Source organism: Acidimicrobiia bacterium (assembly GCA_040878325.1).
Taxonomy (GTDB): domain Bacteria; phylum Actinomycetota; class Acidimicrobiia; order Spongiisociales; family UBA11373; genus JAUYIV01.
Genome location: JBBDMM010000010.1, coordinates 127,010 through 139,971, shown reverse-complemented (window position 1 = coordinate 139,971; position 12,962 = coordinate 127,010). Strand labels below are relative to the sequence as shown.

The following is a 12,962-nucleotide window of genomic DNA, read 5'->3' as shown; positions in this document are numbered from 1 at the left end:
AACCGGATGACGCACGGCCTTCCTGGCGATCGGTGACTGGCGACTCTGAACTAACCTCGCTCCAATGCTTTATGACTACACCAAGGTCACTGCCGAATCCGTCACCAAGGCCGTCGAGGATGCGATCGCCACGGGCGATGGGCTGATCTCCTCGATCGTCGATCACTCCGGTCCCCGCACCTGGGCCGACGCGATGGCCCCCCTCGACATGCTCGGCGACGCCCTGGTGCGCGCCTACGGCGTCGGCCCCTTCATGGCCCGGGTCCACCCCGACAAGGAAGTCCGCGACGCCGCCCAGGCAGCCGAGGAGAGGCTGTCGAAGTGGCAGTCCGACCTGGCCTTTCGCCGCGACCTGTACGAGGCGGTCGAGGCGTATGCCACCACCGACGAGGCCGTCGCCCTCGAAGGGGAGGACCGCCGGTTGCTCGACTTCACCCAGCGCGACTTCCGTCGCGCCGGTCATGGGCTGAGTGAGGAAGAGCGCGGCGAGGTGCAGAAGATGCGCACCCGGCTGGTGGAGCTGGACGTGGCCTTTACCCGCAACATCGACGAGTTCGAGGACGGGCTCGACCTGACGCGGGAGCAGCTGGCCGGGCTTCCCGACGACTACGTCGGGCGGCTCGCCCCCGGCGCGACCGAGGGTACGTCCCGGGTTTCGCTCGACTACCCCGACTACTACCCGTTCATGGACCAGGCCGAGGACCGCGACCTGCGGCGTCAGATCCAGTTCAAGTTCTACAACAAGGCCGCCGCCGACAACCTCCCGCTCCTCGAGGAAGCGGTCCGCCTCCGCCACCGGATCGCCGAGATCTTCGGGCTGCCGTCGTGGGCCCACTACGGCATGGAAGAGAAGATGGCGAAGGACCCCAAGGTGGTCGAGGAGATGTACGCCGGCATCGTGCCCGCGCTCACCGCCAAGGGACGCAGCGAGATCGACGACCTCGCCACCGCCCAGAACGGCGAACGGCCCGAGGGATGGGATCACCGATACCTGCACACCAAGATTCGCAAGGAGCGGTTCGGGGTGGACCCCAATGAGGTGGCCGCCTATTTTCCTCTGCAACAGGTGCTCGACGGGATGTTTGCGATCACGGGCGAGGTTTTCGGGCTGAAGTACCGCCAGCACCAGTCGATCCACGCGTGGCACAAGGACGTGGTGGCCTACGACATCCTCGACTCGGCCACCGGCGAACTGTTGGCGACCTTCTATATGGACCTGTTCCCGCGGGAAGGCAAGTTCGGGCACGCGGCGGCCTTCGACCTGATCTCGGGTCATGGCGAGCAAACGCCGGTGACCGCGATCGTGGCCAATTTCACCAAGCCGTCAGCCGACGCCCCTTCACTGCTCCGCCATGACGAGGTGGTGACGCTCTTTCACGAATTCGGTCACGTCCTCCACAACAGCCTTGGTCGGGCAAAGCACATTCGGTTCGCCGGTTACAACACCGAGTGGGACTTCGTCGAGGCGCCGTCGCAGATCATGGAACATTGGTGCTGGAACGCCGACGTGCTGCGCAGGTTCGCCCGGCACCACAAGACCGGGGAGCCGATCCCCGACGAACTGGTCGACCAGTTGGTGGAGGCTCGCAACCTCCACATCTCCCTGGCGATGCTTCGCCAGGTGTCGTTCGGGAAGCTCGATCTCGCCTTCCACGGGCCGGGAGCGAAGAAGGACCTCCACACCATCACCAGGGAGACGACCGAGATCGGCTTGTTCCCGTTCCACGAGGGCACCTTCTTCCCCGCCGGGTTCGGGCACCTCTTCGGATACGACGCCGGGTACTACGGATACCTGTGGTCGAAGGTCTTCGGCGACGACATGTTCAGCCGCTTCGAGGCCGAAGGGGTGCTGTCGCCTCAGGTCGGCAAGGACTACCGGGAAAGGGTCATCGGCCCGGGGGGCTCCAAGGACCCAATGGACATGCTGCGCGACTTCCTCGGCCGCGAGCCCAACCAAACCGCGTTTCTGAGGTACCTGGGAATCGAGTAGGTCCCCACCCTCAGATGTGAGCGCTGTCGCCGAGGGGACGGTGCGTTAATGTGCCCTGATGCCTCAGGCTGCTGCGATCTACGCCCGTATCTCTTCTGACCCTGATGGGACTCATCTGGGTGTGGACCGTCAGATCGACGACTGCGAGGGCCTCGCCGCTTCGCTGGGGTGGCCGGTGGGCGATGTCTTTGTGGACAACGATGTGTCGGCTTACTCGGGGAGGCGTCGCCCCGAATACGAACGGCTGTGTGACGACATCAAGGCAGGGACGGTCGACGCCCTGGTGGTGTGGCATCCCGACCGGTTGCATCGCAGTCCGAGGGAGTTGGAGGACTTCATCGACCTGTGCGAGAACGCCGGGCTGTCGGATATTCGGACGGTGCGGGCGGGTGATGTTGATTTGGCGACGCCGCAGGGTCGGATGGTTGCCAGACTGGGCAGCGTGATCGCCCGTTCCGAATCAGATAAGGCTGCCGACCGGCTGCGCCGCAAGCATCTCGAGCTGGCTACGAAAGGGAAGGTGTCGGGTGGCGGTGCCCGCCCCTACGGGTACACCAAGGACCGGCTCCATGTCGTCCCCGAAGAAGCCCCCATCATCAAAGAGGCAGTGAAACGGACGCTGGCTGGGGAGTCGGCCCGGTCAATCTGCTCGGACCTCAACGGGCGAGGGGTGAAGACGAGCAAGGGTGGGGAGTGGACTCCGAACACCTTGAATCGGATGCTGCGCTCGGCCCGCATCTCGGGACGCAGGGAGCATCGGGGTGAGATCACCGCCAAAGCCGAATGGCCCGGGATCATCACCCCGGCCCAGTCGGACCGTCTGCGGGTCCGGTTGAGCCGGGCGGCGGGGTCCGGCCCTACGGGCCGGTCCCCCCGCCGTTACCTGCTCACCGGCCTCCTCAGATGCGGCCTTTGTGGGACGGTGATGTATTCCCGGCCCCGTTCGGGTGGCCAGCGCCGCTATGTCTGTGCTTCGGGTCCTGGCTTTGGTGGCTGCGGCCGGATGGCAGCCGTGTCAGAACCCGTCGAGAGTTTGGTTGCCCAAGCCGTCCTCTACCGTCTCGACACTCCAGAGTTGGCCGCTGCTTTGGCCGCCGTCAGTCGAGCGAGCACCCAACAGGCTGACCTGGTGGATCAGGTCGCCGCCGACGAGGCGATGTTGGACCGGCTCGCCACCGATTACGCCGACAAGGCAATCAGCCACCGAGAATGGCTCGCCGCCCGCCAACCAATCCAGAGCCGGATAGATGCTGCGAGGCGTCGCCTTTCTCGGATCTCACCCACTCACGACATCGCCCAATACGCCGGAAGATCCAGCCTGCTCCAAGAAGCCTGGGCCGATCTGCCGCTCACCAGACAGCACGCCATTGTCCGAACCGTCCTCGATCACCTCGTGGTGAAGCCTGCCCGGCAGGGACGCAACACCTTCGATCCCGATCGGTTCACGCCGGTGTGGCGTCTTTGACCTCGACCGGTTCGCGGCCTTCGCCCAACAGCGCTGACACCGCCTCGACCGCATTTGGGTCTGTCACCTTGGCCGGCACGCCCTGGGCGGCCGTCGAGGAATCCACCCAGCCGGCGACAACCTCGGGCGACAGTGGCTTTATCGCCATTGCAGCCACACCGCCGGGGGACCCTTCCAGCCCTCCTGATTGACCGACCGCCACACATAGGCCGGTTGGCTTCCCATCCGCTCCGACGCCGCCTCAACGACCACCGATTCGGTGCGGCCGGTGATCGGTTCGGCCTTCGGCTGGAACCCCTGGGCACCGTCATACCGGTTGAGGCCACCCGCCCCCGCCATCTCCTTACCGAGATACTTCGACAGATAACGGGCAGCGACCCGAGCCTCCTCCCGCACCCCCGCCCCCGACGGTGTGCCCTGGATCAGCTTGATGAACACGAACCCACGCCCCCACGCCCGCTCGATCAAACCCCGAGGGACATAACGACCAACCGCAAAATGCAGATGGAACCCGTGGCCCGACTTATGTAACTCGGGCACCCACAGATACGGGAACGCCTCACCACCAAGACCCCGACGCAGACCACGGAAGAACCGACCCACATCGGCCCGCACCACCCGAGGGTCATGAACCCCCTCACCCGCGTAGGTGAGAGTCCCGAAGCGGTTCAACCCATTCGCAGCGCAATACCGCCGCACCTTGCTCCGTGCCCGCCGTGCCGCCTCGTCCAACGATCGGGCCGGGTCCACCGCCCACCCCCCACCCGACGAGGAATCAACGCGGCTCAGACCACGGAACGAACCCCCAGCCTCACCGGCCTCGGGATACAGAGATAGGAACCAACCGGCCGCCATGAGCACTCCCACGAGGAGAACAGAGTGGAAACTCCGGCGGTCTCTAACTCAGGCGGTCGTCATACCGCGGACATCACTTGCCGGTCCCCCAAAGCGTAGACGCGAACATCCCTACGAAACAACATCTGTGTAACTCGCAAGGAAGAACCCGGCCACCGCCCGCAGAGCGGGGTGACGAGTTTCGTTGCATACTCAAGTCAAGAGGGAAGCGTGACACACACATCAACTCCGGATAACACACACGCACGCGTCCTTTCCAGCGCATTGACCGCGACGCGCCTTGTGCGTGATCACCCCGCGCTCGTCGGCACCACCGTCGTCTTTGCCGTGGTGGTTCTCAAGGTCTTAGCCGTCGCTGAGTTCCAGCCGGGAGTGGCCTCGGCCATCCTTGGGTACAGCGACACAGTCGTGGTCGTCTTGGGCGTGCTGACGTTCACCGTACCCCTCATGGCTGCGTTCGCTTTCGTCCGCTACATGGCAAGACCTCTACCTAAGGATCAGCCCGCTCGAGCTTGGGAACTAGCGCCCGCGCCGTTCTATGGAGCCGCCTTCTTCTACACGGCCACCGTCCCGATGCTCGTGGGGCTCGTGGTGGGGTGGCTCTCCGGGTTTGCAATCGGTCGGTGGAGGCGGAGTCGGGACCGTGCCGGACGCGGATCGACTGCCTCGATCACTGCGCTCAGCATCATGCTGTTCTTCTTGGCCGTTCTAGTGGTCTTTGGGGACGCCATGTGGCTCTCGGCGGAGCGCATTGATACCGCCGATGGCGAGCACGTCGTCGGCTATGTCCTTGACCAGGGCGAAGGTTGGATCACCATACTGATCGACGAGACGAGACTGATTGTTCAGATTCGTTCCGACGATGTGGAGGCTCGACGACCGTGTGCAGCGGATAGCCAACCCAGATCCCGCACGATTTCCCAGATCATTGGTGGCTCGATGGGTCCACCAGGCTGCGCCGGGTTGCCGCCGCCCTCCGGCAGCCAAGACGAGTCTGGGTAGGAGCGGGCTGCGTTAACTGCTCGGGTGTGCTTTCCGCACTGTGGCCGAGGGTTCTGGTCCACATCCGATACGAAGAAGCGCACCAAGCGATTCGGCCTACCATTTCCCGGTGATTCGGCAGATGCTGGCAGTTGTCGCGCTGGTTCTCGTCGCTGCGGGGTGTTCGGGTGCCGCGAAGCCAACGCCATCCGTCGCTCCCACAACAGCAACGCCTGAGCCGGTCACGACGTCATCTTCACCGACGTCAACGACTTCCACGCCGGTGGCATTCGACCCGCCGCGGATCGGTTCGTCGACGCATGACGCATTGCTCGACGTATCCCCTCTCCCGATCCGAGTCGTCGAGGACGCTGTTCTCCGCGTCGACGGGTCTTGCGTGACCGCCGAAACGGGGGACACGGCGACTCTTCTGGTCTTCAATCTCCCGCCCGGGCCGCCGACAGGGGGAGAACGGTACGTCTGGGTGCAGGGTGACGGCGTCCACTTCGAAGACATCGACCCGGCTACCCCGACTCTGGTCTTGTCATCTGGCGCCCGCTACCAATTCCGAGGCATCCCGTTCGATGCAGTCGATGGAGAGCTGGCCGAGCCGATGCCCGCGAGCTGCGCCTACGACGAGCAGCTGATCCTTCTCGGTGCCCTTGATGCGCCGGTTGGACACGGGCTGACGACTCGCCCGGTCGAGGGTGTGGAAGGGGTTGGCGGCATGGGGCACGACGGCACGCCCACCATCACCATCGACGGGGCTTGCACCACGGTCACCTTCTCCGGCTCCGACCGCGAGCTGCTTGTCGTCTGGCCGGCGGGAACCGTTTCGCTTCTGGACGACCACACCATCCACATGAGCCGGTGGGAGGCACTATTCACCGAGACAGTGGTCAGATCAGGGGACAACGTCACGCTCCATGGTTCTGCCAGCGATCGCACGCCTGACGACCCACCCCCTGACTGCGAGTACGACGGAACGTACTTTGCCGAGGTGGTGAGACCGCTAGGAGCCAGCGGGCGCACCAGCTGAAGGTTGTCCGAAAGACGGGGTCGCTCCAGGCAAGTCCGACTCGATTGCGCTCTGCGGTGGACCCGAGTCGACCTTGCGATACTCGGGTGACATTTACGTACGCTGGCCGAGGGGAGGGCACCGTTATCTGCGAGTCGATCGCGCGGTCTTCGGTCCGCAGGGGCGTGCGACAATCTGGGATCGTTCACAGGAGGGGCCACATCGGCGTTCGTGTCGCTATAGCGATTCTCCTTCTGGGCGCATGCACACCCCAGGAAGTCACCTCATCGGCCGACCAAGGGGCCAACAACTCAACGGTGATTACTGGTCTGTCCCCGGGGTCGACCATATCGACCACCCTGATATTGAGATCCCATCATCCATGGTCCGCCACTCCCGCCGCACACGAGTGCACCGGAGAACCGGATGATGTCGTCTCGCTCGAAGGCGAGCCACATTCAGTCCGCGAGTTCCCATGGACCGACGCCCAGGGCTGTCTTGTCCGGCTCGACGTGCTCCTCGAGTGGGCGGGATCCGCTCACTGCGGACGGCAGACGGTACGAGTGCTTCGGACCGGTGAGCCCGTGGGGGCACGCTGGGACCACCCCTGGCGGTCGGGTGACGGGAGCGAGTACGTACGCGACCCGGATCAGGCCTACGGGCAGCCCGAGCTGAGGGCGGGCTTCGCCGAACTGCAGGAGCTGCCTCCGGATGCGATCGATACAGGTTTCCGATCGGTCGGAAGGGAGCTGTGGCTCTCGCCAAGCGATCCGAACGCCGTGTACCTCCGGGATAGCGAGGGCGTGGAACGCTGGCCGAGAGGTGTCGTGCCACTCTGCGCCTAAGCACCTCTCGGATGACACTTACGCACCCTGGCCGATGGGACCGGGTCCCCCCGCCAGTCAGATAGGGTCTCGGCCGTATGGGGTGGACTCCGAGGATCGGGACGCAGGCTCTCGCAAGTCGCTTGGGCGGCGAGCGGGCGCTACGGGTGCTGGCCGAGCTGCTTCGTTCACGGGTGGCCGGTCCCGCTCTTGTTCATCATCCATGGCGCCGCGTTCTGCTCGACATCGGTGATGGACATGCAGACAGGCTGCTCCATGATCCGACCGGAGATCGCCTGACGTACTGGCCGCGGGCATGGGCGGCGCGTTCCATGGCCTACCTCGCTGATCCGAGAGCGAGGCAGGTGCTGCTCGAGGCGATGGCAGACGAGCACTGGCGGGTGCGGATGAACGCGACCATGTCCCTGGGTCGACTTGGTGTGGGCGATGTCACACCCCAGCTGAAGCGGGCGCTGCAGGACGCGCATCCGCGGGTGCGACAGGCGGCCGTGATCGCCCTAGGCCGGGTCGGAGATGACTCCGCTGTCGGAGTTCTCGCCGCCGTGCTGCGAACGAGCGGTGAACCGGCGGCCAGACGCGTCGAGCGCGCCATTGGCGACATCGAACGACGGACGTAGGGTGCCGCGTTCCCTCGGATGTGATTGGCGCACCCTGGCCGACGGTCTTTTTCCCTCACCCGGAGGGGTCCTGGCTCCTTGTGACCGCACCAGCCTGAGCGCCCCCTCGGGTGACTTTACGGACGCTGGCCGAGGGCCTGTGTTGTGCCCTGAAGCGTCAGGTGACATTTACGTAGGCTGGGCGAGGGAAGCACCGCCACGCTCGATCAGGGGAGCCTCTAGAGGCGTTTGCCGATTAACCAGTGATGACCGAAGGGATCGATGAGCCGGCCCTGTCGCATCCCGTAGGGCTGATCGGCCATTGCGAACATCTCGCTGGCACCCGCAGACACGGCGCGTTCCTGGACCTCATCCGGATCGTTCACCTCGAGTGAGATGCGGACCGTCGTTGCGCCGAGGGACTCTGGACTCGGGGTGCCGAGGTCTGGAGCTTCAGTCGCAACTCCGAGATGCTGGCCAGCGACTCGCAGCACTGCAACCTGCCGTCCGTCGGGCGCTACGAGGCGCTCGCCCTCCTCCACGGCACCGAACGCGCGAACGTAGAACTCGACAGCTGCAGACACATCCCGTACTGCCAGGAAGGGGTAAATCTCGGGCACCACCCAACCCTATACCCGGGGCCGACCCTTTCGCTCCGTTGCCTTCGGTGTCGTGTCGTCCAGGCCCACGGCTGACGAACCCCCGGTTTCCCGGCAATCCGACGAAGTCATACCGCTCCCGAGAGCCGCTGCGAGTCATGAGGGAGGTGACAGGCTGGCACGGGCACCCCGCGGAGACACTCCAGGCCATGAAGGACAACCTGGAGCGGCTCAAAGCGCTCGGCGTAGAGCCAATTGACGACTGAGGCAAGCCTCCACATCCTCCCCGAGGTGGAGGCTGGAGTCTCTACGCCAACACCGTCGTATCTGCCAGCGCGATCGGATCGCGGTCGATCGAGAGGAACTCCATCGGCGCCTCGGTGTCCCATTCGTCGGCGGGGGCACCGGTGAGGAAGCGAGCGATCATCGATCCCACTGACGGAGACTCCTTGAACCCGTGGCCCGAGAAGCCGTTCGCCACGATGAACCCCTCGATGGCGGTGGGACCGACGATGGGATGGACATCCTCGACATTCATGGTGTACATCCCCGCCAATCCGGAAATCTGGCCCCGATACGGCAGAGCCGGAATCCGATGATGAAGTGCATGGATCTTGGTGTCGCGGAAGGAAGCATCGACGTTGTTGTTGAAGTGGTCCGGATCCTCGACCACCTCCTGCTCGTCCTCGTGGAGAATCGAGCCGACAAGGATCTGCTGTCCGCTGGCCTCGGGTCGCAGGTAGATCCCCGCCGACGAGTCGCCCAGCACTGGAATCGGGCCGGGGACGAGATCGCGCGGCCATTCCCGGTAGATCACCTGGGCACGGATGGGGCGGATCGTCCACTTCCACTCGAGGCCGGCCATCGCGGCGATACGGGCGGCCCAGGGACCGGCCGCGTTCACCACCACCGGGGCATCGATCGAGGAGCCATCGGCCAAGTCGACGCCTTCGATGCGGGCTCCCGCGGTGCGGATACCAGTGACCGCGGTCTGGAACCGCACCTCGACCCCGGCCTGGCGCACGACCTCGAGGAGATCCTGGGCGGCGCTCACCGGGTCGAAGAACCCGCTATCGCCCTCGTATAGAAAGGCGTCGTGGTCGACACAGACGTGTTCGGTTTCGCCGCTGAGATCGAAGGGGGCGTTGCAGGTCGAAAGTGCGGGGAACCGGGAGCGAACGGCTTCGGCATCGAGCACCTCGGCGTCGATGCCGAGCGAGATCATTCGATCCCGATCGCGCTCCGCCACCTCGCGGGCCTCGGCCAGCATCCACAGCACCCCGGAGTGATGGAAGCGGGCCCGGGGTTCCTCCAGCCCGGTATACGCCCCCCAGCTGCGATGAGCTCGCAGACCGTCACGGGCGATGGTGATGGCCTCGATGTGGGTGTACCGCTGGCGGAGGATGGCGGACGACGCCCCTGTCGAACCCTCGGCCACGTTCGCCGCCTTCTCGAGAATCACGATCTTGCGCGGATCGCGGCGACTGATCTGATGGGCGATCGACAGGCCGATGATCCCGGCACCGATTATCACCACGTCGGCAGTGTCACGCATGGGGGCCAAAGTGTAAGGCTTGGTCTCGCTGCGCTCGCCCGCAACTCGCAATTCGCAGTTCGCAGCAGAAGCGGTCAGTTGATGAGCGCTGGGGTCGTGTGCGGCCGGGCGCCGGCTACGTCGCGGCCTTGTCCAGGTGTCGGTAGGCGCCGGTGCGGAGGTGGCATGAGGCCATGTGTTCTGCCGTGCCGGGTACGGGCAGCAGCCTGGGTACCTCGACGTCGCAGACACCGTCGACCGCAATCGGGCAGCGGGGGTGGAAACGGCAGCCGGCAGGCGGATTCAAAGGGCTGGGGACGTCCCCCTCGAGCAGGATGCGCTTGCGGCGGAGGGTCGGATCGGGCACCGGGATCGCCGACAGCAGCGCCTCGGTGTAAGGGTGGGCCGGAGCCCGATAGAGCGTCTCCCGATCGGTGATCTCGACGATGTCGCCCAGATACATCACGGCCACCCGATCGCTGATGTGCTCGACCACGGCCAGGTTGTGGGCAATGAACAGCAGGGTCAGCTCCAACTCCCCCTGCAGTTCGGTGAGCAGGTTCAGCACCTGGGCCTGCACCGAGACATCGAGTGCCGAGACGGGCTCGTCGGCGATGACGAAGTCGGGCCGCAGGATGAGCGCCCGGGCGATCCCGATCCGCTGCCGTTGGCCCCCCGAGAACTCGTGAGGAAAGCGCTGGGCGTGATATGGCTCGAGGCCGACGAGCCGCATCATGCCGATCACCCGCTGATGGCGCTCATCGGGGTCGGTGACGCCATGGATCTTCAACCCTTCGGCGATGCTCGCCCCCACCGGGGCCCGCGGATCGAGCGAGGAGTAGGGGTCCTGGAAGATGATCTGGATGCGTTGGCGCATCTTCTTCAGTTCATCGCCCTCCAGGCTGGCGATGTCGACCCCGTCGAACTCGATCGTCCCCGAGGTCGGATCGAGCAGTCGTACCAGCATCCGTCCCAGGGTCGTCTTGCCGCATCCCGATTCACCCACCAACCCGACCGACTCGCCCCGGTGGATTTCGAGGTCGACGCCGTCCACGGCGCGCACGTTGGCCACCGTCCGCCGCAGGATGCCGCCCTTCACCGGGAAGTCCTTCACCAGGTCCTTGACCCTGACAAGCACGTCGCTCATCGGCGGTCCTCCGAGTAGAGCCAGCACCGAGCCCGGTGACCTTCCCCCACCTGGAACAGCTCCGGCTCGATCTCGGTGCAGATCGTCAATTGATGCTCGATGCGGGCCTTGCAGCGGTCTGCGAAGCGGCAGCCGACCGGAAGGTCGATCAGGTCGGGAACCATCCCGGGGATCGTGTCGAGAGTTTCCTTTACGGTCCCCAGCACCGGCACCGAGCCGATCAGCCCCTGGGTGTAAGGGTGTTTCGGCTCCTCGAACAGGGTGACGGCGTCCGCCTCCTCGACGATTTGCCCGGCATACATGACCGCGATCCGGTCGGCCATCTCGGCGACGATGCCCAGGTCGTGGGTGATGAGGATCGTCGCGGTGTTGAGGTTCCGCTGGAGGTTGCGCATCAGGTCGAGGATCTGCGCCTGGATCGTCACGTCGAGGGCGGTGGTCGGCTCGTCGGCGATCAAGAGGTCCGGCTCGCACGCCAGGGCCATGGCGATCATCACCCGCTGCGCCATCCCCCCGGAGAACTCGTGCGGATATGAGTCGACCCGCCGGTCGACGTCGGGGATGCCGACGGTTACGAGCATCTCCTTGGCCCGCTCGAGTCCCTCCTCGCGACTCAGGTCACGGTGGATCTCGAAGACCTCGGAGATCTGCACTCCGATCCGGGTCACCGGGTTCAAGGCCGAAGTCGGCTGCTGGAAGATCATCGAAACGTGCTCTCCCCGCAGGCCCTCCAGTTCCTTCGACGACATCTTCAAGATGTCCCTGCCGTCGAAGGTGACGCTCGATCCCTCTTCGATGCGACCGGGCTTGGGCACCAGCCGCATCAGCGACAGCGAGGTGACGCTCTTGCCGCATCCGGACTCGCCGACGATGCCGAGGATTTCGCCGCGCCGTACCTCGAAACTCACCCCGTCGACGGCCTTGACGACCCCGTCGCGCGTGTGGAAGTAGGTCCGGAGGTTGCGGACCTCGAGAATCGGGCGCTGCTCGGTTGTCATTCGGCGAGTGAGGGGTCGAGGGCGTCGCGCAGGCCGTCACCGAGCAGGTTGAACCCCAAGACGGTGATCATGATCGCCAGGCCGGGAAAGAACACGAGGTGGGGGGCGCTGAATACCTGATTCCGTTCCCGGGCGAGCATGCTGCCCCACTCGGCGGTCGGCTCCTGCGCCCCCAGGCCCAGGAAGCCGAAGGCGGCGGCGTCGAGGATCGCCGTCGCGATACCCAGGGTGGCGATCACAACGAGGGGCGTCAGTGCGTTGGGGATGACACGGGTCCACAGAATCCGGCCGCCGGACGCTCCCAGCGCCCGGGACGCCGCCACGAAGTCAAGCTCTTTGATCGAAAGCACCGATGCGCGCATCACTCTGGCGTACGCCGGAATCGACACGATCGCGATGGCCAGAAGCGTGTTCCTCAAACCCGGACCGAGTGCGGCGACGATCGCAATGGCGAGGAGCAACGCGGGGAAACCGAGCACGACGTCCATGACCCGCATGATCAGGTTGTCGATCCAACCTCCCCAGAACCCGGCTATCGCCCCGAGACTGGCCCCGACGGTGAAAGCCACCAAAACCGTGCTGAAGCCCACCGAGAGGCTCACCCGGCTGCCGTAGATGATTCGGCTGAACTCGTCGCGGGCATTGCCGTCGAGGCCGAGAATGTGCTGCGGCTTCGCCTCGTCACATCCCAACAGATGGACGCACGGTGGGTCGCGGCGTTTGATGTTCTCCTCGTGGCCGATCAGCACCTTGGTGGGGTCGTAGGGGGCGAGGAGCGGGGCGGCCAACGCGACCAGCACCATCATCCCGATGATCGACATGCCGATCACCCCGGTCTTGCGACGCAGTAGCCGCTTCAGCACCCCGCTCCACAGACCGCGAGGTTTCTGCACGAGACGCGCGGGATCCTGCGGCTGGCTCAGTTCGTCGACCC

At 65.2% G+C, this 12,962-nt stretch carries 13 protein-coding genes and 1 pseudogene; 7 read left to right on the top strand and 7 right to left on the bottom strand.

The window, feature by feature from the left end:
* Nucleotides 1-64: 64 nt before the first annotated feature.
* Complete coding sequence (locus WD184_05755) at nt 65-1,990, top strand: M3 family metallopeptidase (protein MEX0826238.1); 1,926 nt, start codon at nt 65-67, stop codon at nt 1,988-1,990.
* A gap of 58 nt (nt 1,991-2,048) precedes the next feature.
* A complete protein-coding gene (locus WD184_05750; protein MEX0826237.1) occupies nt 2,049-3,455 on the top strand; it encodes a recombinase family protein in 1,407 nt (468 codons plus the stop codon).
* Here WD184_05750 and WD184_05745 read toward each other — a convergent pair.
* Nucleotides 3,433-3,603 (bottom strand): hypothetical protein, encoded by a 171-nt coding sequence (locus tag WD184_05745; protein MEX0826236.1) that lies wholly within the window; start codon nt 3,601-3,603, stop codon nt 3,433-3,435. The two genes, WD184_05750 and WD184_05745, sit on opposite strands and share 23 nt — an antisense overlap.
* Nucleotides 3,594-4,310 carry a hypothetical protein gene (locus WD184_05740; GenBank protein ID MEX0826235.1) on the bottom strand — a complete coding sequence of 239 codons (717 nt, stop codon included), beginning with the start codon at nt 4,308-4,310 and terminating at the stop codon, nt 3,594-3,596. The genes WD184_05745 and WD184_05740 overlap by 10 nt, the downstream gene beginning before the upstream one ends.
* Before the next feature lie 264 nt (nt 4,311-4,574).
* On the opposite strand from WD184_05740, the gene WD184_05735 reads away from it, so the two are divergent.
* The 4 genes from WD184_05735 to WD184_05720 all read left to right on the top strand — a co-directional run bounded on the left by WD184_05735 (nt 4,575) and on the right by WD184_05720 (nt 7,771).
* Entirely contained in the window at nt 4,575-5,312 is a 738-nt protein-coding gene (locus WD184_05735; protein ID MEX0826234.1) for a hypothetical protein, read from the top strand.
* A 109-nt stretch (nt 5,313-5,421) separates the two neighbouring features.
* Nucleotides 5,422-6,330, top strand: a complete 909-nt coding sequence (locus WD184_05730) for a hypothetical protein (GenBank protein ID MEX0826233.1) — start codon at nt 5,422-5,424, stop codon at nt 6,328-6,330.
* Nucleotides 6,331-6,674: 344 nt separating this feature from the next.
* A complete protein-coding gene (locus tag WD184_05725) occupies nt 6,675-7,154 on the top strand; it encodes a hypothetical protein (GenBank protein ID MEX0826232.1) in 480 nt (159 codons plus the stop codon).
* Between the two features lie 77 nt (nt 7,155-7,231).
* Nucleotides 7,232-7,771 (top strand): HEAT repeat domain-containing protein, encoded by a 540-nt coding sequence (locus tag WD184_05720; protein ID MEX0826231.1) that lies wholly within the window; start codon nt 7,232-7,234, stop codon nt 7,769-7,771.
* A 218-nt stretch (nt 7,772-7,989) separates the two neighbouring features.
* Here WD184_05720 and WD184_05715 read toward each other — a convergent pair whose 3' ends face one another.
* Nucleotides 7,990-8,370: a VOC family protein gene (locus WD184_05715; GenBank protein ID MEX0826230.1), complete on the bottom strand. Its 381-nt coding sequence runs from the start codon at nt 8,368-8,370 to the stop codon at nt 7,990-7,992.
* Nucleotides 8,371-8,435: 65 nt separating this feature from the next.
* Here WD184_05715 and WD184_05710 point away from each other — a divergent pair.
* Nucleotides 8,436-8,615 (top strand): annotated as a pseudogene (locus WD184_05710) (NAD(+)--rifampin ADP-ribosyltransferase).
* A 41-nt stretch (nt 8,616-8,656) separates the two neighbouring features.
* Here WD184_05710 and WD184_05705 read toward each other — a convergent pair.
* The 4 genes from WD184_05705 to WD184_05690 form a co-directional block, all read right to left on the bottom strand.
* Nucleotides 8,657-9,904 carry an FAD-dependent oxidoreductase gene (locus tag WD184_05705; protein ID MEX0826229.1) on the bottom strand — a complete coding sequence of 416 codons (1,248 nt, stop codon included), beginning with the start codon at nt 9,902-9,904 and terminating at the stop codon, nt 8,657-8,659.
* Between the two features lie 115 nt (nt 9,905-10,019).
* On the bottom strand, nt 10,020-11,030 hold the full coding sequence (locus tag WD184_05700; GenBank protein MEX0826228.1) for an oligopeptide/dipeptide ABC transporter ATP-binding protein: 1,011 nt from the start codon (nt 11,028-11,030) through the stop codon (nt 10,020-10,022).
* Nucleotides 11,027-12,028: an ABC transporter ATP-binding protein gene (locus WD184_05695; protein ID MEX0826227.1), complete on the bottom strand. Its 1,002-nt coding sequence runs from the start codon at nt 12,026-12,028 to the stop codon at nt 11,027-11,029. Before WD184_05695 ends, WD184_05700 begins: the two co-directional genes overlap by 4 nt.
* Nucleotides 12,025-12,921, bottom strand: a complete 897-nt coding sequence (locus tag WD184_05690; protein MEX0826226.1) for an ABC transporter permease — start codon at nt 12,919-12,921, stop codon at nt 12,025-12,027. Before WD184_05690 ends, WD184_05695 begins: the two co-directional genes overlap by 4 nt.
* Nucleotides 12,922-12,962 lie beyond the last annotated feature (41 nt).